We start from the raw sequence: 22,795 nt of genomic DNA, 5'->3' as shown, positions 1-22,795 counted from the left end.
CATGGGATCCACCCGTACGACCGGCGCACCCACGAAGATCACCCAGGGTTCGCAGACCAAGGGCGGCATCGGCGAGTCGACGCTGCGGCCCGACGGCACCCTGAAGGTCACCGGCGAGTTCGCGTACTCCTCGGACATGTGGCACGAGGACATGCTGTGGGGCCAGACGCTGCGCTCCACCGTGGCGCACGCCGAGATCGTGTCGATCGACACCAGCCAGGCCCTCGCGATGGACGGCGTCTACGCCGTGCTGACCTACGACGACCTGCCCGCCGAGATGAAGCACTACGGCCTGGAGCTCCAGGACACCCCGGTGCTCGCCCACGGCAAGGTCCGTCACCACGGTGAGCCGGTCGCCCTCGTGGCCGCCGACCACCCGGAGACCGCCCGCCGCGCCGCCGCGAAGATCGTGATCGAGTACAAGGAGCTGCCCCTCATCACCGATGAGGCCTCGGCGACCGCTCCCGACGCCGTCCTCGTCCACGAGGGCCGCACCGACGAGTACATCGAGCACGTCCCGCACGCCAACATCGTGCACCGTCAGCCGATCATCCGCGGCAACGCGGACGAGGCGGCCAAGAAGGCGGACTTCGTCGTCAAGGGCGAGTACACCTTCGGCATGCAGGACCAGGCCTTCCTCGGCCCGGAGTCCGGCCTCGCCGTGCCCTCCGAGGACGGTGGCGTCGAGCTGTACGTTGCCACCCAGTGGCTGCACTCGGACCTGGAGCAGATCGCCCCCGTCCTCGGCCTGCCCGAGGAGAAGGTCCGCATGACGCTCTCCGGCGTCGGCGGTGCCTTCGGCGGCCGCGAGGACATCTCGATGCAGATCCACGCCTGCCTCCTGGCGCTGCGCACCGGCAAGCCGGTCAAGATCGTCTACAACCGCTTCGAGTCCTTCTTCGGGCACGTGCACCGCCACCCGGCGAAGCTCTACTACGAGCACGGCGCCACCAAGGACGGCAAGCTCACGCACATGAAGTGCAAGATCGTCCTGGACGGCGGCGCCTACGCGTCGGCCTCCCCGGCGGTCGTGGGCAACGCCTCGTCCCTGTCGGTCGGCCCGTACGTGATCGACGACGTCGAGATCGAGGCCATCGCCCTCTACTCCAACAACCCGCCGTGCGGCGCGATGCGCGGCTTCGGCGCCGTCCAGGCCTGCTTCGCCTACGAGGCCCAGATGGACAAGCTCGCCGACGAGGTGGGCATGGACCGGGTCGAGTTCCGCAGGCTCAACGCCATGGAGCAGGGCACGATCATGCCGACCGGCCAGCCGGTCGACTCGCCGGCCCCGGTCGCCGAACTGCTGCGCCGCATCAAGGCCCGCCCGCTGCCGCCCGAGCGCCAGTGGGAGTCCAGCGAGGGCGCCGACGTGCGCCAGCTGCCCGGCGGCCTGTCCAACACCTCGCACGGCGAGGGCGTCGTGCGCGGCGTCGGCTACGCGGTCGGCATCAAGAACGTCGGCTTCTCCGAGGGCTTCGACGACTACTCCACCGCCAAGGTGCGCATGGAGGTCATCAACGGCCAGCCCGTCGCGACCGTGCACACGGCCATGGCCGAGGTCGGCCAGGGCGGTGTGACGGTGCACGCGCAGATCGCGCGGACCGAGCTGGGCGTCACGCAGGTGACGATCCACCCCGCCGACACCCAGGTGGGCAGCGCCGGTTCGACGTCCGCGTCGCGCCAGACGTACGTCACCGGCGGCGCCGTCAAGAACTCCTGCGAGCTCGTGCGCGAGAAGGTCCTGGAGATCGGCCGCCGCAAGTTCGGCTCGTACCACCCCGCGTGGGCCACCGCCGAACTGCTCCTGGAGGGCGGCAAGGTCGTCACCGACGGCGGCGAGGTCCTCGGCGACCTGGTCGACGTCCTGGAGGGCGAGACCGTCGAGATCGAGGCCGAGTGGCGCCACCGCCCCACCGTGGCCTTCGACAAGCGCACCGGACAGGGCAACGGCCACGTCCAGTACTCCTTCGCCGCGCACCGCGCGGTGGTCGAGGTCGACACCGAGCTGGGCCTGGTCAAGGTCATCGAGCTCGCCGTCGCCCAGGACGTCGGCAAGGCGCTCAACCCGCTCTCCGTCGTCGGCCAGATCCAGGGTGGCACCACCCAGGGCCTGGGCGTCGCGGTGATGGAGGAGATCATCGTCGACCCGAAGACCGCGAAGGTCAGGAACCCCTCCTTCACGGACTACCTGATCCCCACCATCCTCGACACGCCGACCATCCCCGTCGACGTGCTCGAACTCGCCGACGACCACGCGCCGTACGGGCTGCGCGGCATCGGCGAGGCCCCGACCCTGTCGTCGACGCCGGCGGTCCTCGCGGCCATCCGGAACGCGACGGGTCTGGAGCTCAACAAGACGCCGGTGCGCCCGGAGCACATCACCGGTACGTGATCCCCGCCGAGGGATCGATCCCCCGCTCGGGGATCCGCAGGTTCTCCGAGCGGTGTGTGCCTCCCAGGAACGTCACACTTCCCTTCGCCCACACCGCTCGGAGCCCAACTCCCCCTCCCGAAGAGGGAGATGTCGTTCGTCTCGGGCCGTCCCCCGGGTCGTGCAGCCAACGCACCATCCCAAATCCCGCAACTCCGCGGGTGCCCCTGTGAACCTTGGGAGTAGGCACCATGACCCAGTCTCCAACGGAGCTGAAGACCACGGCGGAGGACGCGGGCGACGGCTCCCGCGTGCCGGCCGGAAGGTCTTGGCTCGACCGGTACTTCCACATATCCCTGCGGGGATCCACGGTCGCGCGTGAGGTGCGCGGCGGCGTCACCACCTTCATGGCGATGGCGTACATCCTCCTGCTCAACCCCCTGATCCTGTCCGGCAAGGACGCGGCGGGGGACACCATGGCCACCAAGGCCGTGATCACCGCGACGGCGTTCGCCGCGGCGTTCACCACGCTCCTGATGGGCTTCGTCGGCAAGGTGCCGCTGGCCCTGGCCGCCGGACTCTCCGTGTCCGGTGTGATCTCCTCGCAGGTCGCACCCGAGATGACCTGGCCGCAGGCCATGGGCATGTGTGTGATGTACGGCGTGGTGATCATGCTGCTCGTGGTCACCGGGCTGCGCGAGATGATCATGAACGCGATCCCGCTCGCCCTCAAGCACGGCATCACCATGGGCATCGGCCTGTTCATCGCCATCATCGGCCTGGTCAAGGGCGGCTTCGTCCACCAGGGCAAGGCGACCCCACTCACCCTCGGCCCCGCGGGTGAACTCCAGGGCTGGCCCGTACTCATCTTCGCGGGCACCCTGCTCCTGATCTTCATGCTGCAGGCGCGCAACATCCCCGGCGCGATCCTGATCGGCATCATCACCGGCACCGTCGTCGCCGTCGTCCTCAACGCCCTGGACGTCGTCGACCCCAAGCAGTGGGCCAACGGCACGCCCGCCCTGCACGGCAGCGCGGTCTCCGCACCCGACTTCTCGCTCTTCGGCGACGTCGAGTTCGGCGGCTGGGGCGAGGTCGGCGCGATGACCGTCGGCATGATCGTCTTCACCCTCGTGCTCGCCGGCTTCTTCGACGCGATGGCCACCATCATCGGCGTCGGCACCGAGGCCAACCTGGCCGACGAGAAGGGCCGCATGCCCGGCCTGTCCAAGGCGCTGTTCATCGACGGCGCCGGCGGCGCCATCGGCGGTGTCGCGGGCGGCTCCGGCCAGACGGTGTTCGTCGAGTCCGCGACCGGCGTCGGCGAGGGGGCCCGCACGGGTCTCGCCTCGGTCGTCACCGGCCTGTTCTTCGCCGCCTGCCTCTTCTTCACCCCGCTCACCGCGATCGTGCCGCAGGAGGTCGCGTCCGCCGCGCTCGTCGTCATCGGCGCCATGATGATGATGAACGCCCGGCACGTCGACTGGGCCGACCGCGCCACCGCCATCCCGGTCTTCCTGACCGTGGTGCTCATGCCCTTCACGTACACCATCACCACCGGTGTCGCGGCGGGCGTCATCTCCTGGGTCGCCATCAAGATCGCGCAGGGCAAGGCCCGCGAGATCGGCGCCTTCATGTGGGGCCTGACGGTGATCTTCATCGTCTACTTCGCCCTCAACCCCATCGAAGGATGGCTGGGCGTCCACTGACGCCCCGCCCTCCGCACATCCCGAGACCTAGCAGGAGGCCGTAATGCTGGACATCGCCGACGAGTTGCACCGGTGGGTCGAGCAGGGACGTGACTTCGCCGTCGCCACCGTGGTGGCCGTCGGCGGCAGCGCGCCCCGCCAGCCGGGCGCCGCGCTCGCCGTCGACAGCGAGGGCACGGCGATCGGATCGGTCTCCGGCGGATGTGTGGAGGGCGCCGTCTACGAACTGTGCCGGCAGGCCCTGGAGGACGGCGAGAGCGTCCTCGAACAGTTCGGCTACAGCGACGACGACGCCTTCGCCGTGGGCCTGACCTGCGGCGGCGTCATCGACATCCTCGTCACCCCGGTCCGTGCCGACGCAGTGACCAGGACCGTCCTCGCGGCCGCTCTCGCCGCCGCCTCCTCGGGGGAGGCGGCGGCGGTCGCCCGCATCACCGCAGGACCCGCGGAGCTGGTCGGCCGCGCCCTTCTCGTCCGCCCCTCGGGCGCGTACGAGGGAGGGCTCGGCGGACACCCGGAGCTGGACCGCACGGCGGCGGGGGAGGCCCGCGCGATGCTGGACGCCGGGCGGACCGGCGTCGTCGAGATCGGCGAGGACGGCTCGCGCTGCGGTCAGCCGCTGTCCCTGCTCGTCGAGTCGAGCGTCCCGCCGCCCCGCATGATCGTGTTCGGCGCGATCGACTTCGCCTCGGCGCTGGTGCGGATGGGCAAGTTCCTCGGCTACCACGTGACCGTGTGCGACGCGCGGCCCGTGTTCGCGACACCGACCCGCTTCCCCGACGCGGACGACATCGTCGTCGAGTGGCCCCACGAGTACCTGGAGCGCACGGAGGTCGACGCCCGCACCGTGCTGTGCGTGCTGACCCACGACGCCAAGTTCGACGTGCCGCTGCTGCGCCTCGCGCTGCGGCTGCCCGTCGCCTACGTCGGCGCGATGGGCTCGCGCCGCACCCACATCGAGCGCAACGAACGGCTGCGCGACGTCGGCGTCACCGAGCTTGAGCTGGCGCGGCTGCGCTCGCCCATCGGCCTCGACCTCGGCGCGCGTACGCCCGAGGAGACCGCCCTGTCGATCGCCTCGGAGATCGTCGCCAACCGGCGCGGCGGCAGCGGGGTCTCCCTCACCGGCGCGCACACGCCCATCCACCACGACCCCCACCGCGGTCCGGCGGGCCGGATCGGTTCCGTGGCCTGACCGTCGTCCGCGTACGCGGGACCGGTCCCGTCCGCCACCAGGAGGGCGGGCTCTTTCCTCAGGCGGCCGGACCCGCTGCCGGTGGGGCGTCCGCGACGAGGCGGTCCGCCGCCGTCCCGAACATGCGCCGGGACACGGCCGCAAGGACCCCGTCGCACAGACGGGGCAGCCCCCACACCCGCAGGTCCTCGCGCCAGACGAGGTGACAGCCGGTCCGGCCGGGGAAGACCTCGATCTCCGCCCAGCCCGTGACGACCTTCCCCCGCTTCTCCAGACGGCACCGCCCCGGCGCGGTGCCGTCTGGCGGGCACCACTCGACGACCTCCATCACGTCGTCGAAGCCGAGCGGTCCCAGCGCGCTCCGGGCGACGAAGACCGTGCCCGCGCGGGTGGGCGCAGGCGTGCGGACGGTGACGCGGGTGAGGGGGACGGCGTCACCGTGCCGCTCCCACGCGGTCAGGCGGCGCCACGCCTCGGCGGCGGGCAGGGGGATGTCTCGGGTGATCTGGAAGAGGGCCACCCCCCGAGCCTGCCAGGCCGGCGGCGGATCTCCGGCCACCGGCGGCGGATCGTCGGCTAGCGGTAGACCTTGCCCGGCTCGGCCTTGCCCGGCGCGAGCAGCTGCGGCACGGTCACGAAGACGTAGCCGCGCTTCTTCAGCTCGTCGATGACGCCGGGCACGGCGGGCACGGTGCCCTTGTAGATGTCGTGCAGCAGGATGATGCCGTCCCGCTTGGTCTGGTCGATGACCCGCTGCTGGATCAGCTTGGAGTCATCGGTCGTGTAGTCCTTGGCCGTGACGGTCCACAGGATCTCCGCGAGGCCGAGCTCCTTGGAGAGCTTGTTGACGTCGTCGTTCGTGCGGCCCTGCGGCGGGCGCATCAGCGTCGGCTTCTTGCCGATGAGCTTCTCGATCGCCTCGTTGGGGCGCTCCAGCTCCTTGCGCGCCTCCTTGGCGTCGATCTTCGTGAGGATCTTGTGCGACCAGGTGTGGCTGGCGACCTCGTGGCCCTCGGCGTCCATCTGCTTCACGAGCTCGGGATACTTCTCGATGTGGTTCTTGCCGAGCGTGAAGAAGGTCGCGGGGACCTCCTTCTCCTTGAGGATCTTGAGCAGCCTGGGCGTGTTCTCGCTGGGGCCCGCGTCGAAGGTCAGGGCCACGCACTTGGCCTTGCGGCAGTCCACGGTGCCGAACTTCGCCTGGTCGGCACCCTTCGCCTCCGCGGCGTCCTTGCGGACGGTGCTGGGCGAGGTGGTGTCGAGCTTGGTGCACCCGGAGAGCGCGAGGGTCAGGGCCGCCCCCGCCGCGAGGGCGGAGGCGGCACGACGCAACCTCTTGGTCGAACGCGTCGTCTTCATCGGGGCAGGCATGTTCACGGCTGGCATACGAGCACTATACATAGGGCGTATACAGCCCGTTCATAGTGGTCGCATAAAGACCGTCCGTGCAGGTCAGGCGGTACCCGATCCGCTGCCGGCCGCCGGTGCCCGACGGAATCAGACCGGGATCACCCTGATCGAGGGGTGGATCGCCGTGTTCAGGTAGAGCCGCTCCTTCTTGCCGTCCTGCTCCAGCTCCAGGACGAGCCGGTACCGGTACAGACCCGGCTTCGCGGTGCTCATGACCGTGCCCGCCCAGTAGTAGTAGACGGGCGTGAACTTGTCCCGGACGCGGTCCGGCATCCCGTAGATCTTCAGCTCGTTGAAGATCCGCCGCTCCGCCACGTCTTCCTCGTCACCCACCTCGGTGTCGAGGAAGACGATGTTGTTGATCTTCGGCATGGGCGGCCAGGTGCCGTCCAGGCGCTTCTCCATGTCGATGGGGCGCACGATCCAGTTGAGGACCTGCCCCTGCTTGCAGACGGTCTCCAGCGAGGACGTGCCCTGCCCCTTGCCGCCGATGCTGTTGTCCATCATGTACATCGAGTCGCTCAGCGAGCCCGTCTCCGTCGCCCGCTCCATGTTGACGAGCGTCACGATGTTGAGCTGGACCGAGTTGAGCTGACCGGGATTCTGCTTCTCGCGCGTGCCGCTCTGCGTGCTGGTGCTCACCATTGCTCCTTCGCGTACGCCGACATGACTGCCCGGCCCCTAGCCGACGATGGCCGACGAGAGGGTGGTGGTGATCGGTTCGTCCCTCGTGCCCAGCTTGAACTTGATCTGGTACGTGATCGGGCCCGCGTCGGCCTTCTTGACCGTCCCGGTCCAGTACGCGACGTCGGTACCGGGGTACACCTTGCGCTCCGGCTCGCAGATCTCGCTGTCGATGATGATGCCGTCGATGGCGACGAACGCCTCGCACTCCAGCGCCAGACAGTTCCACAGCAGTTGGTCGCCGCGCTTGGCGAAGGTCTGCAGTTCCTCGGTGCCGAACCCGGTGGAGCCGCCCGACTTGTTCGAGTCGTACATGTACAGGTGCCCGCGCAGGTTGCCGGCCGCCAGGGCGCCCACGGCGTCCACGACCGCGGTGATGGAGATCGGCCGCTTCACGGCGGTTTCCCGCCTCGGCTTGGTGGTCATCTGTTCCTCCTCGTCCGGTGGGGGTCAGGCGCCGCTGCCGGGCCGCGGGGCCGGCGGGATGGGCAGCGGGCCGACGCCCGCCTTGGTGAAGGCGTTGCGCCGGGGCTCCGAGGTGATCCTCAGGGACGAGGAACAGGTCAGGTCGACCGGCTCCCAGCGGTGTTCGCCGTTCGTCTGCGCCAGCTTGTGCAGCTGGATGCGCATCGTGTACGAGTACGTCCCCGGCCGGGACGTGTCGACCGACGCCGACCAGTACCAGCCGTCGGTCACCATGTCCGGAGAGCCGTACTCCGCCGGATACATGATCTTCGCGTCGACCGCCTCGCCGTAGATGTCGGTGATCACGGGCGCCGGATAGCTGTACGCGTTCGTGGTCTCCTCGGTGACGACCCGTCCGGTGACGTCCACGATCTTCTGGCCGGACAGCCGGCCCCGGGTGCGCCGGGTGGTCTTGAGCCGGGTGCCCACGTTCTTGCGGATGCGGTTGAGCTCGGCGGCCGCGTCGGCGCTCGGCACCGAGGACTTGTCCGCCAGGTCCTGGAGTTCGTTGAGGGCCTGCTCGTCGCTCTGCCTGGCCCGTTCGACCTCGTAGCCGCGGGGCACGGTCGGCGGGATGGAACCCAGGCTGTACGGCAGCCAGTTGAGCACCTGCTCGCTGGCCTGTGACCCGTCCCGCCAGTACGAGCCGTGGATCGCCGTGACCAGGTCGCTGGTCCCCTGGTTCTCGGAGCCGTGCAGCTTCATGTTGTCGAACAGGTAGGTGTTGCCGTCGAGCGTGTTGGACTCCAGCGCGGTGCCGACGTCCACGAGCACGATGATCGCCAACTGTTGGGGCATGATTCCGCCTTCGTCGTCGTTCCCGTCCTGGCCGGTGCCGTGATCGGGTCGGCCGCTACTGGCACATGAGCGCGGGGGAGTCGATGTGCATGATGCTGTTGGAGCCGTCGTACATCTGGACCTCCAGGCGGTACTGGTAGGGCACGCCCCGGGCCATCCAGTGCGGCACCACGCCGGTCCACACGTCCAGGTCGAGCTTCGCGCTCGCCGGGTCGCCGTGGGCCGCGGTCGCGAGGCCGCCCGACGGAGCCGCGCCCTGCGCGGGCGCGCCGGGCGTGCCGTACGCGGCCTGGGAGGCGGAGCCGTACGGGGACTGCGGCGAAGTCCCCTGCGCGCCCAGCGGGGGGCCGCCGTACGTGCTCTGCGCGGGCGTGCCGTACGAGGCGGCACCCGGGGCGCCGTACGGGGCCGCGCCGGGCGTGCCGTACGAGGCCGCACCCGGGGCGCCGTACGAGGCCGCACCCGGCGCACCCGCGCCGAGCTGCCCGTTCCCCGGTGTGAACGAGATGTTCTTGATCTCGACCGGGGTCTGCAGGTCCACGGCGAGCGCGGTCCACGAGACGACCTGGCCGGGCCTGACCACGGTGACGAGGTTCGGCGTGCCCTGGTGGGCGCTGTTGAACGCGCCGTCGTCCACCATGCAGAGGTTGCCCTCGAGCAGCGACTTGATCGACAGCGCGCCGATGACGTCCACGACGGCGATGATGTTCACTTGCGACTTCGGTCCACTCACGGTGATTCCACTCCTGTCTGCGCACCTGGTGGTTGCGCGCGGTGCCCCGCGCCTAGCCGCGGTCCCGCACCAGCGGGACCTTTCCGACAGCGGTCCGCTCGATCTCGGCGGACAGCCTGGGCACGAACTTGAGCTGCAGGGTGTACCCGGTCTTCTCGATCGACGCGGCGTTCGCCTCCCCGTGGTTGAACAGCGAAAGGGCGCGCGGCAGGGCGTTCACGAACACCTGCTGGAGGCCGTAGGGGCCGAGCACCGAGTCCGCCCGGTAGCTCAGGCCGAGCACGTCGTCCACCGCCGCGTACAGCGTGATCGTCCGGCTCTCGCGGTGGTTGACGAACTGGATCTCGTGCGCCACCGCGTCGAGGTCCACCACCTCGGCGGCCTTCAGCTCGTCGCGCAGCGAGGCGTAGGCGCGCGCGGCCGAGTACTGGCTGTCGTTGAGGTGCAGGACGTCACCGGTGCGGCCCGCGAACTCGAACTGCCGGGTCTTCAGGCCCGGTCCGTCCGTGCGGGGGCGGTGGATCATCCGGTCGCCCAGCTTCAGGCGCAGCAGCGGCGTCTCGTGCGCGTGCAGACGGGTGACGACGAGTTCGCCCTCCTCGCCCTCGGGGACCTGGCGCCCCTCCTCGTCGACGATCTCGATGAAGTGCAGGCCGGGCACCGCGGCGAGCTGCGGCGAGTCGGCGTCCAGCTGAAGGCCGATCGTCTCCGCCTGGGTCGCGGCGAAGTAGCTGAGGATCGACAGGTTCGGGTACAGCGCCTGGAGCTCCACGCGCTTGCGCTGGGGCAGCACACCGCTGCCGTACAGGGCGACGCGGAAGCTGTCGCGGTACTCCTGGCGCATGCCCGCGCCGAGTTCGGCGAGGATCGCGATGCCCGCGGAGATGCCCATCAGCGCCTTGGGCCCCCGATACGAGAACATGTGCTCAAGGACCGGGGCGGTGACGGGACCCGCGCCGACGTAGTTCACGCCCGGCACGTGCTGGAGCACGCCGCCGACCATCGTGCCGCTGCTCCACATCTGGTAGTCCGCCAGCGTGGTGAACAGCCACTTGGGGTCGGCGCCCGCGAGGTGTCTCGCCAGCTGGTAGGAGCCCATGAAGCGGCCCGCGATCTCGTACGTGTCCTTCAGCTCCCGCAGGGAGTAGACGACTTCGAGCGGCTGGCCGCCGCTGGTGCCGCCGCTCGCCACGATCTCGAACTCGCCGCGGGTGAGGGGCACGACCATGCCGGGCCGGGTGTCCATGAAGAAGTCGCGCTGGACGTCCTTGTCGGACAGCGGGATGCGCTGCCACTCCTCGTACGTCCTGGGGGCGCCCGTGATCCCGGCGTCGCGCAGCCGCTCGTGCCAGAGCGGGTTGAGCAGCACGGTGTTCACCATCTGCTGGAGGCGGCGCAGCACGAGCGCGTCCTGGACCTCGTGCGATATCTCGCTGTACAGGGTCTGGCAGACCCGCTCGCACTCGCGCATCTTGCTCGCGAACGAGGGAAGTACGGCGACGGCCTCGACGGACTCGGGGCGCAGCTCCCAGTCCGGGATGAGCCATTCGGCCAGTTCGCGCGCGCCGCCGGGAGCCGGCGCGGGCGGCGGAACATACGTTGCCTGTGGAGCGTGAGATGTACTCAACATCCGTCCCCTCTATGCTTTTTCTGTTCCCTCATCGCTGCTGAGCAGGTCCTGCCCGGTCCTTCTGATTTCGGAGAGCAGCATCCTGAAGTGCTCGCCGGTGATCTGGTGGTTCATCATGACCACGCGCAGCGCCGCGACGCCCTCGACGTTCACCTTCGAGATGAAGAAATTTCCCTCGAACTTCACGCGATTCCTGATGGCGATCTGCAGGCGGTGCACGTCTTTCTTGTCGAGTCGCTGCCCGGTCCTTGTCACGAGATCGGCCGGGTGGTAGCGGAAGCACAGGATGTTGGCTTCCGGGCGGTGCAGCGTCTCGAAATCCGGATCGGCCCGCACGACGTCGTGGGCCTCCCGCGTCAATTGGCAGAGATACTCGATCTTCTCCGCGAAAAGGGCCCTTCCGTAAATGGCCCACAGCGCCCACAACGTCATGATCATGGGGCGTTTCGTGCACTCGAAGTTCTTTCCGCCGCTGTCGAAGGCGGTATAGATGTCCTGTTCCTCGTCGAAGACGTAGCTGGCCTTCTGCCGGAATGCCGAGAGCGCCGTTTCCCCGTTCCGGTAGAAGAGCATCGTGCAGGGCCCGGGGACGAACATCATCTTGTGCGCGTCCCAGGTGAGGGAGTCCGCCTTCTCGATGCCGCGCAGCTTCTCGCGCAGCGTGTCCGAGACGAGCAGGCTCGCCCCGTGCGCGCCGTCGATGTGCAGCCAGACGTCCTTCTCGCGGGCCACCTCGGCGAGTTCGTCGATCGGGTCGAAGGCGCCCACCGAGGTGCTGCCCGCCGAGGCGACCATGCAGAACACCTTGAGGTTCTGCCGCTCGGCGGCCTCCAGGGTGGCGCGCACCTCGGCCGTGGAGATCTGCCCCTGCCGGTTGAGGGGCAGCCGCACGAGCTGCGCGTCGCCGATGCCGAGCACGCCGGCCGCGCGGGCCACGCTGTAGTGGACGTCCGCGCCGACCGCGATGGCGGGCCGCGGCTGGCCGCGCACCGCGGAACCCCCCTGTGACCAGTAGCCGGGCAGCTTCTCGTTCCTGGCCGCGAGCAGTGCGGTCAGGTTCGCGAGGGAGCCGCCCGAGGTGGTCACCATGGTGAACCGCTCGGGGTCCCAGCCGATGAACCGGTTCAGCTCGTCGGCCATGATCCGCTCCACGACGTTGGGCAACTGGCCCGCCTCGTAGAACGACGCCGGCTGGTTGACCATGGAGCTCACGAAGTCGATGACGCCGGCGAGCGGTACGACGCCGGAGAACTGCCGGCCCATGTAGCCGGGGGAGTGCACCTGGATCCCGGTCCTGATGTACAGGTCGATGATCCCCGCGAGGCGCTCCTCGTCGAAGGCGGCGACACTCTCGTGCTGGCTCGTCATGAGGGCCTTCGCGGCCTCGGACAGCTTCGCGGGATCGATCAGCTCCAGGCCCCGGATCGAGATGTCCGACAGATGTTTCTCCAGCTTCGCGAGAGCGGTTTCTGAATTCTCCCGGAAATGCTGTGGATCAAACGCGTCGAGCAGTAATCCACTCCTTTCGGATCCGGGATCACTGGATCGAGACTCCGTCACTAGGGTCCCCCCTCGGAAAGCCCCCGTGTAAACCGTCATGACTGAACAGGGCGCACGTCATCCGGGCCGGGCCGGTTGCTTTCGCGCGCCGAATCGAGGCACGCCGTCCGGCTGGTCGAGCCCGACGGCACCCCTTTACCGGCGGCGCGCGTTCAGCGTCGGCCGCACGGATTCCCCCTCGAAGGCCTCTGTATGGCTGTCATCCCCCCGGCATGGTCAGTGCCCTTCCCCCTCGGCGACAACCGTAGGCGGTGCCGATTCAGCGAGAAATCGAAAGCCCTGGTTCTGTCCGAAAAAGAGCGCGGACCATCTGATGGTTCGTCACTCAACACGAGTCACACGGGTATACGGGGGTATCGAGGGCTTCAGACGCCCTCCGTCACTTTCGGACACCATGCCGTCGGCATGTGCGCGGCGGAATGGGAGAGAAGGCAGGACGCGGGCCGTGCTCGCGGTGGCGCAAGGACTTTCCTGCCATTCTCACCCTCCGGTTTCCGGGTACCGTGCCAAGATCTGCGGGAGGCCGTGAGAGGGGCGGGTTATTCCCTTCCTCTCGCGGCGATCCGGCCACCCCTGACCGCCGGTAACGGGTCGGTGGCGGGCGCGGGTGTCGAACGGTCGCTGTCCTGATGTGCCGTACGGCGACCGTCGTGAGGTCCGTACGGCGGCCGACGTGACCTCCCGTACGACGGCCGCCGTCCCGCCCGTGGACCGCGGCGCTAGTCGCCCGACGGGATCAGGAAGAGGTGGATCGACTGGTCCTTGGCGCGGTACCGGTCGTTCGCCGCGCCCTTCTTCGCGCGGTCCGAGACCACCACGACGTGGTCGGACGACACCCAGGACACGCCCTCCGGATTGCCGTACGCGGTACGGCCCTTGCCGCCCGTGGGCAGGCGGTACACCGTGCCCTCGTCCACCTGCCACTTCTTGGCGGACAGCCGGCCCACCCAGAGCGCCGACGACGCCTGCGACAGCACGGCGATCCTGCCGTCGCGCACGGACACGCTGCTGTAGTCCTCGAACGGGAGCGACCGGGGCAGCCGGACCGTCCCCACGTGGTCCCACCGGCCGGTGCCCCGCCGGAAGACCTGGATGCGGCCCCCGCCGGGCCGCTGCCCCTCCTTGCCGCCGGCGCAGCGGTTGCCCTCGCACAGCCCGAGCAGATGGCCGACGCCGCCCCGCTCGACCCATTCGATGCCTTCCATGCCCTTGTTGGCGTCGGTCAGCTCGAAGTCCAGCAGGGCGGAGCCGCGCAGCCGCATCCGGCCGTCGTACTCCTGGACGCGGGCCCGGAAGGCCGACTTGACCGGGACGGACTCGGTGAGCGTGTAGTAGCGGTCCTGGACCGGGTCGTGGGCGAGGTCCTCGTACCCCTCGACCTCGGCGGCCTTCCCGCCCTTCGCGGCGCCCTTCGCACGGGCCCTGGCGGCCGGGCCCTTGGGCCGCAGGACACCGTTCTCCGGCGCCTTGGGGGACAGCTCGCTGCTGATCCGGATGAAGGACGTGAGGTTGTCGCACACCACCAGGAAGGCACCGTCGCGGTAGAGCACCCCGCTCGCCTCCAGGCGGGTGCCCGCGCCGTCGCCGATCAGGTCCTGGATCTTGGCCTCCTTGACGAGCCGCAGCTCGGGGTCGGCGGCTCCGGACGCCTTCTGCTTCTTCGCCGCGGCGGTCCTCTTGCCCGCGGTCGCCTTCTTGCCCGTGTTCTGCTTCTTCGCTGCGGTCATGACGGCAGGACCTCCATCGCGCCGGGGAAGACGGCGCCCGACGCGCCGTTGGGATAGGTCTTGCGCAGCTCGGCGAGCTGCGCGCGGGCGCTGTCGTAGCGCATCCGCGTGTAGTGGTAGACGCCGTACGTGAACTGGGCGCCGCGGCTCAGCTCCCACTGGCGGTACGCCGCCCGGTACACCTCGTCGTTGGTGAACTGCCGCCCGGTGAAGGGCTGTCCGTTCGGTGTGGCCGATTCGGCATATGCGGCGGCGGAGACGACGCGCTGCCACAGCCCGTCGGTGCTGCCGGAGCCCTCGGCGCCCATCAGCGCGGCGACCCGGTCCGGCCCGAACCCGGTGTCGAGCAGGTACTCCAGGTGGTCCAGGTAGTACTGGCAGAAGTCGTGGTGCCGCAGCAGGTTCGTGAACAGCGGAAGCCGCGACGTCTCGTGCGGCGCGTGCGTGATGCGGCAGTAGTTGCGGCTCATCGCGGGCCAGTCGAGCAGGTCCGTGTACTGCCACGGGGTGGCGAAGAAGTCGATGCCCGAGCTGTTGTCGTAGTCCCAGGGGACGAGCGTGAAGTACGGGCGCGCCATGAACCCCTTGGGGTCGCCGAGCCGCCCCGCGTTGTACAGGTAGTAGTTCGACGGCGTGGCGAAGTAGTTGTCCCAGCTGCCCAGGAGCACGTTGGCGCCCGCCCAGCGCAGGAAGGCCCGCGCGTTCAGGATGTCCTCGACCGAGGCGCGGAACGCGTCGGTCGTGAACCGGCTCTCGTCGCCCGGGAGTTCGACGCCGTTGACCGTGCGCACGAGCGCGGCGAGGTCGTCGTAGGTGTTCGCGGCCGGGTCGTCCTCGTTCGTCTTGAGGCGGTACGTCCGGTCGTCGTCGCGGCTGCCCGCGGTGAAGTACATGCGGCCGCCGTCCGAGCCGTCCGCGGCGGCCCGGTGCTCCAGCGTCGCGCAGCCGACGTCGCCGCAGTACGCCTTGTAGAGGTTGCCCTCGGAGTTCTTGCCGAAGTGGTCCTTGAGGAACTTCTTGTCGACCTGCTCGATGACCGAGAACAGGCCCATGTAGCGGTCGTTGAGGAAGAACGTCGCGTACGTGTGCTGCGAGGCCGGGATGCCCGCGCGTTCGAGGAGCTGCCAGGCGACGGCCTCCCGCATCTGCGAGGGGTCGTTGTACATCGCCTTGAGGTTGAGGCGCTCCATGCCGTGCAGCCGGTCCTCGCTCGCGCCGATCTCCAGGTCGGCCTTCCACGACCGCTTGGGCGCGTGGGCCGTCATGTTGCCGCTGTTGACGAGCGAGAACGCGGGCGTCGACAGGAGCAGTTCGTCGGGCGTGGCGCTCTCGGCGACCGTGAACCGCGCCCCGGGCGGGGCCTGGATCACCTCGTCGGCGGTGAACACGCCGGGCGGCCAGCCGGTGACCTTGACCTGATACAGGTCGTGGGCGAAGAACTCCGCCTTGTCCCGCGCGGCCGCGAGCAGCGCCTCGACGGTGCGTCCCGTCGCCGTGGGCGCGTCCGCCGCGTCGCGCAGCACGAGCCTGCCGTCCCCGGCGGCGTCCCCCTGCTCGTCGAGCAGCAGGTCGTACAGCGCGCCGAACTCGGCCTTCGTGCGCAGCGCGGCATCGGTGGGGCCCGCCAGCGCGTTGGCCTGCTCGGCGAGGCGCCGGCCCGTGCCGCGCGGCAGATCGGCCGCCACCAGGGAGCGGTTCTTGAAGGCGTCCCTGAACGCCGCTTTGTCGATGGTCCTGTCCACGGATCCCCCAGGGGATGCAGAAGGTTCCGGAACGTGTCGGTGGGCGTCGGTGGGCGCCGGACGTCCCGGAAGCTGAACTCCCTTCTCTACGCCCGGTCCCACATGACCGCCAGCGGGTGAATTGGCCGCTTGGGAGCGGGGGTTCGGGATTCGGGGCGCGGGCGGGGGAGCGGGCGGCGGGGCGGCGGCCGAGCGGCGACCGGGCGGGGCGCGTGGCGGCGGCCGCCCCGGTGTGCCCGGGACGACCGCCGCCGTTTCCCCCGTTCCCCCGTTTCCCCCGTGGTCCGTTGCCCCTCAGGGCTTCGCCGCGTCGGACGCGGCGCATCGGTACAGCGTCGGCGAGGCGGCCTTCTCGCCGGCGCCGTAGTCGGCGGGGTCGACCTCGGCGCAGGCCGACGTCACCCAGGCGCTGATCCGTGACGTCCTGACCCCCTGCTCGGTGACCAGCGCGAAGCGGAGGTCACCGGCGGCGACGAGGTCGCGGTACGCGGCCAGGGAGACGGACTCGGACCCCGGCGGGCCGGTGAGCAGGACCGGGGACAGACCCTTGGCGTGGACGTACGGTCCCGCGTCCGCCAGCGTCTGCGCGGACAAGGAGTACTTGGCGCCCCCGGCGTGCTTCTTGACGTGGGCGAGGACCTTCCGCTGGACGGCGGTCATCGAGGTGCCGCCGCTCCCGCCCCCGCCGACCACGTTCCCGTCCGTGAGGCCGACCTGGTCGTCCGGGAGGCCCGCGGGCGGCGGACCCGCGGACGCGTCGAAGGCCGATCCGCCGTGCCGCTCGTCCAGGACCGACAGCGACCACGCCGTCGGCGCGGCGAACATCGCGACGCATCCGGCGACCAGTCCGGCGACCCCGACGCGCCGTGCGGCGGCGCGGCGGCCCGGCCGCAGGCCGAGGACGACGACCGCGCCGAGCGCGGCAGCGCCGACCACGGGAATCAGCCAGGGCGCGAACCCGGTGTAGTCCGCGGCGAGATGGACCGTCCAGCCGACCTCGACCGCGATGACGGCGGGCAGGACCCACACCCGGCGGCCCGTCGCGGCGCGGTGGGCGCGCCACAGGGCGACGGTGCCCGCGGCGGAGAGCGCGGCGAGCGGGGGCGCGAGAGGGGCCACGTAGGCGGTGTGGGTGATGCTGACGGCGCTGAGCACGGCGGCCGTCGTGGCCAGCCAGACGCCCCACATCAGATACCCGGTGCGGGCCCGGTCGGTGCGGGGGCCCGCACGGTGCCGTACGAGGCCGAGGACCAGGGAGGCCAGGGCGAGGGGGTACAGCCAGCCGATCTGCGGCGTGAACCGTTCGTTGCGCAGGAGCTTGAGCCAGCTCAGCGCGCCGGTGTCGGGCTCGACGGCCGTGGCCTGCCGCGCGGCGCCGGGCCCGCTCCCGCCCGGCCCGCTCCCGCCTGGCCCGCCCCCGCCCGGCCCGCTCCCGCCTTGGGGCGCCGCGTGACCGGCCGCGTCCGGAGCCGCACCGTCCGACCCGCCGGGAGACCCGCCGGACGTACCGCCGCCGTTCGACGGCTCCCGTCCGGCGCCCCCCTTCTCCGTGCCCCTGTTCCCGGCACCTCCCTTCTCCCGGTCGTCCCCTGGCTGCCCCGGCCCGCGGCTCGCGGGCGGGGCCGTCGGCGCGTCGCCCGCGCCGTTCTGGGGTCCGTCTCCGCCGCCGGAGACGGGAGCGGCGCCGTCGACGAGTCCGGCGTGCAGGCGGTTGAAGCCGTTGTAGCCGAACACCATGGCGAAGGCGCTGTTGTCGGTCGAACCCTCCACGTAGGGTCGGTGGTCCGCCGGGGTGAAGGTCACCAGGGCCACCCACGACAGGGACACGGCGAAGAGCACCGCGCCCGCCGCGGCGAGGTGGCCGAGGCGCCGGCGGAGCCGGGCCGGCGCCCCGACGAGATAGCCCACGCACAGCGCGGGGACGACGAGCCAGGCCTCCATCATCTTCGTCTGGAAGCCGAGGCCGACCCACAGGGCGCTCAGCAGCAGCGGCCGCAGCCGGGCCCCGTCGACCGCCTTCTGGTACTGGTCGGCGGCGAGCACGAGGCACATGGTCAGCGAGCCGTCCATCATCGCGTGGCCGAACATCGAGGCCGCGACGGGCGTGACCGTCAGGAGTCCCGCGGCGAGCAGCCCGGCCGCGGGCCCCTGCCAGCGCCGCACCACCCGGTACAGCACCAGGACCGCGACGACGCCCATGACGCACTGCGGCAGGGTCAGCGCCCAGTCGTGGAAGCCGAGGACCCGCGCGGACAGGGCCTGCGGCCACAGGAAGCCGCCGATCTTGTCCAGGGTGACGGTGGCCTCCGGGTCGACGGTGGTGAACAGGAACGACTTCCAGCTCTCCGACATGCTGCGGGCGGCCACGGAGTAGTACGGGGCGTATCCGCTGCTGGTGATGTTCCACGCGTAGAGCAGGGCGGCGAGTGCGGCGATGCCGAGGAGCGAAGGACGGGCCCAGCGCGGCTGGTCCGAGGGGGAGCGCCAGAACTCCCCGCGGCGCCGCGGCGGACGCACGTCCGGGGACCCGGCCGTGCCGGAGGCGCTGGACGTGCTGGTCAGAGACGTCATGATCGCGGCAGGCTCCTCGGTGTCGAAGGCCCCGGACGTGGTTCCGGGGACGGGGGCCGCCCGGAGGCCGGCCCCTCCCTGCTTCTACCGGCGCGCGGTTGTCCGGCGCCGGGAGCCGGGCGCCGGACAACAACGTCCGGACAACGAGGCCGGGGCGACGGGCCGCCCGCGACGGATCCCGCGGACAACGGATCCCGCGGACGACGGCCCCCGCGGACAACGGACCCCTGGCACGAGAGAGGCAGCGCCCGCCGCGTCACCCCACGCAGGCGCGCCGGGGCGCCTGCCCGTACGGATCGTGCAGATAGCGGTCGCGCTCCTGCGCGCTGAGGTCCCTCCGCAGGGACCGGCAGATCCGGCTGACCGCCTCGTCCGCGCCGAGGAGCACGCTCCACAGCCGCACCGCCCCGTCCACGCCGCCGCTGGCGACGGTCCGCCCGTCCGGGCTGAACGCCACCGACCGCACGGGGCCCGACTGTCCCGGAAGCACGGCCTGCTGCAACCCGGTGACCGCGTCCCACAGCCGCACCGCGCCGTCCACGCCGCCGCCGGCCACCGTCCGGCCGTCCGGGCTGAAGGCCACCGCCCGCGCGCTGCGCCGGATCCCGGCCAGCGTCACCCGGGTCCGCCCCGTGTCCGTGTCCCACAGCCGTACCCTGCCGTCGTCGCCACCGCCGGCGACGGCGCCTCCGTCCGGGGCGAACGCCAGCGTGCGGACGGGGGATCCGCCGTCCCCGCGGATGGCCCGGACCGTGCCGGTGGCGGTGTTCCACAGCCGTACGACACCCGCGCCGTCCCCGCTCGCCACCGTCCGCCCGTCGGGGCCGAACGCGACCGCGCGCACCCCTTTCCGATGTCCCCTCAGTGTGTCGTCCGGCTTTCCGGTGGTGGTGTTCCACAGGCGTACGGTCCCGTCGTCGCCCCCGGCCGCGAGGGTGTGCCCGTCGGGGCTGAACGCCACCGACCGAACGCGCCCTTGATGATCCGTCAGAACAGCGCGCTGTTTGCCGGTGGCCGTGTTCCACAGGCGTACGGTCCCGTCGTCGCCCCCGCCCGCGACGGTGCCCCCGTCCGGGCTGTACGCGACCGCGTTCACGTCCCCTTCGCTGTCGTCGAGCGTGCTGCGCGTCCTGCCGGTCGTCGTGTCCCGCAGGCGTACGGTCCCGTCGTCGCCCCCGGCCGCCACGGTGCGCCCGTCGGGGCTGTACGCGACCGCGTTCACGGCCTCCCTGCGCCCGGCCGCCGTGACGCGCGCCTTGCCGGTGGCCACCGCCCACAGCCGTACGGAGCCGTCGCGCCCGCCGCTCGCGACCGTGCCGCCGTCCCGGCTGAACACCGCCGACCGGACGGCGCCGTCGTGTCCGCTCAGCACGGCCCGCCGCGCCCCGCTCGCCGCGTCCCACAGCCGCATCGTCCCGTCCCCGCCGCCGCTGAGCACGGTGTGGCCGTCGGGGCTGAACCCCACCGACTCGACGTCGCGCCGGTGTTCGGTCAGCGCGCTGCGCTCCTTGCCCGTGTCCGGGCTCCACAGGCGTACGGTCCCGTCGCGCCCGCCGCTGGCGACCGTGTGCCCGTCCGGGGCGAACGCCACCGCGTTCACGACCCCCTTGTGCTCCTTGAAGGTGGTGCTCGCCGTGCCGGTGGCCGTGTTCCACAGCCGTACGGTCCCGTCCTCGCCCGCACCGGCGACGGTCCGCCCGTCGGGGCTGAACGCCACTGCCTGTACACGCCCTTGATGCCCTGTCAGTGTGTCCCGTCGCTTGCCGGTGGTGGTGTCCCACAGGCGTACGGTCCCGTCGCCCCCGCCACTCGCGACGGTCCTCCCGTCGGGGCTGAACGCCACTGCCTGCACTGCTCCTTGATGCCCTGTCAGTGTGTCCCGCCGTTTCCCGGTGGTGGTGTCCCACAGGCGTACGGTCCCGTCGCTCCCGCCGCTGGCGACCGTCCGCCCGTCCGGGCCGAACGCCACCGAACGCACCGTCCCTTCGTGCCCCTTGAGAACCGCACGCTGCTTCCCGGTGGCCGTGGTCCACAGCCGTACGGTCCCGTCGTGCCCGGCGCTCGCGACCGTGCGGCCGTCCGGGGCGATCGCCACCGACTCCACCTCGCCGTCGTGGCCGGTGAGCCGCTGCTGGAGCGGGCGCGAGGCCGCCGCCAGGAGGCTGGTCGTGGCCTCGGCGGTGGGGCGGATCCGATAGGCGTACACGGCGAGCAGCGAGGCCAGTTCGGACTCGTCGGTGAGGAGGATGGCCGCCTGCGCGGCGAGCTGCCGGGACAGGGCGTCGCGCTGTTCGGCCACGGCGGTGCGCCGGCGGCCCTCGCTCGTCCGGTACTGGTCCCAGGCGATCAGGCCCGCGGCGAGCGCGACGACCAGCAGCACGGACAGGGTGACGGTGAGCCGGCGCAGGCGCCGCGTCGTGCGGACCGCCGCGCGCCGCTCGTGGTCCCGGGCGGCGGTGCTCGCGGCCAGGAAGTCCCGTTCCTGCGCGGTCAGGGTGCCGTCCGCGGCGGTGGCGAAGTACTCATCGGCCGTCGCGAGCCGGGCGCCGCGGTACAGCGCCCCAGGGTCGCGGTGCTCCCGGTCCCAGGCCGTGGCCGCCTCGCCCAGCCGCTGGTGCAGGAGCAGCCCCGTCCGGTCCTCGTCGATCCAGTGCCGCAGCCTCGGCCAGGCGTGCAGCAGTGCCTCGTGGGTGAGTTCGACGGTGTCGGTGTCCAGGGTGATCAGGCGGGCGCCGGCCAGCGCGTCGAGCACCGTCCGGACGGCGGCCCGGTCCTCGCTCAGGGAGTCCAGGGCGGTGCGGGCGGGCCGTCTCCGGGTGGCGTCGGTGCCCTCGCCGATCACGACGAGCCGCAGCAGCACGGCGCGGGCCAGCCGCCGCTGCACCTCGGAGAGGTCCGCGTACACGGCCTCGGCGGTCTGGGCCAGCGCGTGCCGGATGCCGCCCGCCGCCTCGTACCCGGACAGGGTGAGGGAGCTGCCGCGGCGCCGGTGCCAGGTCTCGCGCAACGCGTGCGAGACGAGCGGCAGCACCGTGGTCCTGCCGGTGGCGTCGGCGATCACCCGGGCCAGGAGGGCGCCCTCCACGGTGCAGTCGGCGCGGGCCGCGGGCCTGCTGATCGCCCGGCGCAGCTCGTCGGTGGTCATCGGCCCGACGAGCACCTGGGCGTCGCGCAGCGCCTCGACGAGCTCGGGATGCTGCGCGCAGCGCGCGTAGAAGTCGGCCCGCACGCCGAGGACCACGCGGGTGCGACTGTTGGCGGCCCGGGCCGCCGTGAGCAGCGCGGCGATGAACCGGCCGCGCTCCCGGGCGTCCCGGCAGAGCGTGAAGACCTCCTCGAACTGGTCGACCACCAGGAGGAGTTCGGCGTCTTCCGGCTGCCCGGCCAGCGCCTTGAGCACGGTCAGGTGCAGCGCCCGCGGGTCCGCCGCCAGCTCCTGGCGCAGGGCGGTCGCGGAGGAGCCGCTGACGGCGGCGAGGCGCGCGGCGCACTCCTCCAGGGGATGCGCGCCGGGCGCGAGCAGGACGGTGGTCCACCCGGCGCCGGACCCCTCCCGGACGCGCGGCAGCAGACCGGCCCGCAGCAGCGACGACTTGCCCGATCCCGAGGCGCCGAACACGCCGAGGAACCGCCGCGCCCCGACCCGTTCGACCAGGTCGTCGGTGAGCTGCTCCCGGCCGAAGAACCAGGCGGCGTCCTCCGGCTGGAACGAGGCGAGCCCCACGTAGGGTCCGTGCCGCGCGCGCTCCCCGGCGTCGGGTTCCACCCCGGCGGCGGTCTCGCGCGCGGCCGTCTCGGCCGCGGCGAGCTGCGCGCCGAGCGCCCGCCACCGCGCCTCCCAGATGGCGGTGTCCCCGCCGCAGGCCCGTACGTAGGCGAGGGTGACCGGCAGGCTCGGCAGCCGGCGTCCGCCGGCCGCGTCGGCGAGCGTGGTCGACGAGTAGTGGGCGTCGCGCGCAAGGCGCCGGTAGGGCGGGCTGCCCGCCTTCTCCCGCAACCGCCTCAGGTCGGCCGCGAACGCGGTCAGCACGCCACCGTCGTCCTCCAGCGGACGCTCACCCCGCGGCACAACCATCACCCCCCGGCCCACCGATGGTCCCGGAGCCATTGTCCAGCGGATCACCGGGACCTCGTCCGTCCGGATCCGGACAACAGGCTTCCGCCAAGGGGGTGTTGGGAAAAGGCTTCCGTCAAGGGGGT

Annotated in this window: 15 protein-coding genes; 3 read left to right on the top strand and 12 right to left on the bottom strand. The window is 71.4% G+C overall.

The annotated features are described in order from the left end of the window. Position 1 precedes the first annotated feature (1 nt). From AB0L89_RS10625 to AB0L89_RS10615, 3 genes are all read left to right on the top strand, one after another. Positions 2-2,392, top strand: coding sequence for a molybdopterin cofactor-binding domain-containing protein (locus AB0L89_RS10625; RefSeq protein WP_365137583.1), 2,391 nt, complete (start codon positions 2-4; stop codon positions 2,390-2,392). 230 nt (positions 2,393-2,622) lie between these two features. Continuing rightward, on the top strand, positions 2,623-4,080 hold the full coding sequence (locus tag AB0L89_RS10620) for an NCS2 family permease (protein WP_365137580.1): 1,458 nt from the start codon (positions 2,623-2,625) through the stop codon (positions 4,078-4,080). Positions 4,081-4,123: 43 nt separating this feature from the next. Further along, positions 4,124-5,275, top strand: coding sequence for an XdhC/CoxI family protein (locus AB0L89_RS10615; RefSeq protein ID WP_365137577.1), 1,152 nt, complete (start codon positions 4,124-4,126; stop codon positions 5,273-5,275). Positions 5,276-5,333: 58 nt separating this feature from the next. On the opposite strand, the gene AB0L89_RS10610 is transcribed toward AB0L89_RS10615, so the two are convergent. The 12 genes from AB0L89_RS10610 to AB0L89_RS10555 form a co-directional block, all read right to left on the bottom strand. Continuing rightward, positions 5,334-5,795: an SRPBCC family protein gene (locus AB0L89_RS10610; RefSeq protein ID WP_365137574.1), complete on the bottom strand. Its 462-nt coding sequence runs from the start codon at positions 5,793-5,795 to the stop codon at positions 5,334-5,336. 56 nt (positions 5,796-5,851) lie between these two features. Then, positions 5,852-6,634, bottom strand: a complete 783-nt coding sequence (locus AB0L89_RS10605; RefSeq protein WP_365138558.1) for a polysaccharide deacetylase family protein — start codon at positions 6,632-6,634, stop codon at positions 5,852-5,854. Between the two features lie 138 nt (positions 6,635-6,772). After that, complete coding sequence (locus tag AB0L89_RS10600) at positions 6,773-7,327, bottom strand: hypothetical protein (protein ID WP_365137571.1); 555 nt, start codon at positions 7,325-7,327, stop codon at positions 6,773-6,775. A 39-nt stretch (positions 7,328-7,366) separates the two neighbouring features. Next, on the bottom strand, positions 7,367-7,795 hold the full coding sequence (locus tag AB0L89_RS10595) for a hypothetical protein (protein ID WP_365137568.1): 429 nt from the start codon (positions 7,793-7,795) through the stop codon (positions 7,367-7,369). A gap of 24 nt (positions 7,796-7,819) precedes the next feature. After that, positions 7,820-8,632, bottom strand: coding sequence for a hypothetical protein (locus tag AB0L89_RS10590; RefSeq protein WP_365137565.1), 813 nt, complete (start codon positions 8,630-8,632; stop codon positions 7,820-7,822). Positions 8,633-8,687: 55 nt separating this feature from the next. Next, positions 8,688-9,365: a hypothetical protein gene (locus AB0L89_RS10585; RefSeq protein ID WP_365137563.1), complete on the bottom strand. Its 678-nt coding sequence runs from the start codon at positions 9,363-9,365 to the stop codon at positions 8,688-8,690. Between the two features lie 52 nt (positions 9,366-9,417). Further along, the gene (locus AB0L89_RS10580) at positions 9,418-10,992 is read right to left on the bottom strand and encodes a hypothetical protein (protein ID WP_365137560.1); all 1,575 of its coding nucleotides are present in this window, start codon (positions 10,990-10,992) and stop codon (positions 9,418-9,420) included. 12 nt (positions 10,993-11,004) lie between these two features. Then, on the bottom strand, positions 11,005-12,363 hold the full coding sequence (locus tag AB0L89_RS10575; RefSeq protein ID WP_365137557.1) for an aminotransferase class V-fold PLP-dependent enzyme: 1,359 nt from the start codon (positions 12,361-12,363) through the stop codon (positions 11,005-11,007). Positions 12,364-13,274: 911 nt separating this feature from the next. Then, a complete protein-coding gene (locus AB0L89_RS10570; protein WP_365137554.1) occupies positions 13,275-14,282 on the bottom strand; it encodes a hypothetical protein in 1,008 nt (335 codons plus the stop codon). Beyond that, a complete protein-coding gene (locus tag AB0L89_RS10565; protein WP_365137551.1) occupies positions 14,279-16,024 on the bottom strand; it encodes a CotH kinase family protein in 1,746 nt (581 codons plus the stop codon). Before AB0L89_RS10565 ends, AB0L89_RS10570 begins: the two co-directional genes overlap by 4 nt. A 294-nt stretch (positions 16,025-16,318) precedes the next feature. After that, on the bottom strand, positions 16,319-18,595 hold the full coding sequence (locus AB0L89_RS10560; RefSeq protein WP_365137548.1) for a glycosyltransferase family 39 protein: 2,277 nt from the start codon (positions 18,593-18,595) through the stop codon (positions 16,319-16,321). Positions 18,596-18,851: 256 nt separating this feature from the next. After that, positions 18,852-22,625 carry a WD40 repeat domain-containing protein gene (locus tag AB0L89_RS10555; protein WP_365137545.1) on the bottom strand — a complete coding sequence of 1,258 codons (3,774 nt, stop codon included), beginning with the start codon at positions 22,623-22,625 and terminating at the stop codon, positions 18,852-18,854. Positions 22,626-22,795: the final 170 nt, after the last annotated feature.

Source organism: Streptomyces sp. NPDC052114 (assembly GCF_040680155.1).
Taxonomy (GTDB): Bacteria; Actinomycetota; Actinomycetes; order Streptomycetales; family Streptomycetaceae; genus Streptomyces.
This window is presented reverse-complemented; position numbering and strand designations above follow the sequence as displayed.

Bases quoted from the DNA above. Each gene is read 5' to 3' on its own strand.
- AB0L89_RS10620 (WP_365137580.1), top strand. From the start codon at position 2,623: ATGACCCAGTCTCCAACGGAGCTGAAGACCACGGCGGAGGACGCGGGC.
- AB0L89_RS10625 (WP_365137583.1), top strand. From the start codon at position 2: ATGGGATCCACCCGTACGACCGGCGCACCCACGAAGATCACCCAGGGT.
- AB0L89_RS10590 (WP_365137565.1), bottom strand. From the start codon at position 8,632: ATGCCCCAACAGTTGGCGATCATCGTGCTCGTGGACGTCGGCACCGCG.
- AB0L89_RS10615 (WP_365137577.1), top strand. From the start codon at position 4,124: ATGCTGGACATCGCCGACGAGTTGCACCGGTGGGTCGAGCAGGGACGT.
- AB0L89_RS10595 (WP_365137568.1), bottom strand. From the start codon at position 7,795: ATGACCACCAAGCCGAGGCGGGAAACCGCCGTGAAGCGGCCGATCTCC.
- AB0L89_RS10605 (WP_365138558.1), bottom strand. From the start codon at position 6,634: ATGAAGACGACGCGTTCGACCAAGAGGTTGCGTCGTGCCGCCTCCGCC.
- AB0L89_RS10575 (WP_365137557.1), bottom strand. From the start codon at position 12,363: ATGACGAGCCAGCACGAGAGTGTCGCCGCCTTCGACGAGGAGCGCCTC.
- AB0L89_RS10560 (WP_365137548.1), bottom strand. From the start codon at position 18,595: ATGACGTCTCTGACCAGCACGTCCAGCGCCTCCGGCACGGCCGGGTCC.
- AB0L89_RS10570 (WP_365137554.1), bottom strand. From the start codon at position 14,282: ATGACCGCAGCGAAGAAGCAGAACACGGGCAAGAAGGCGACCGCGGGC.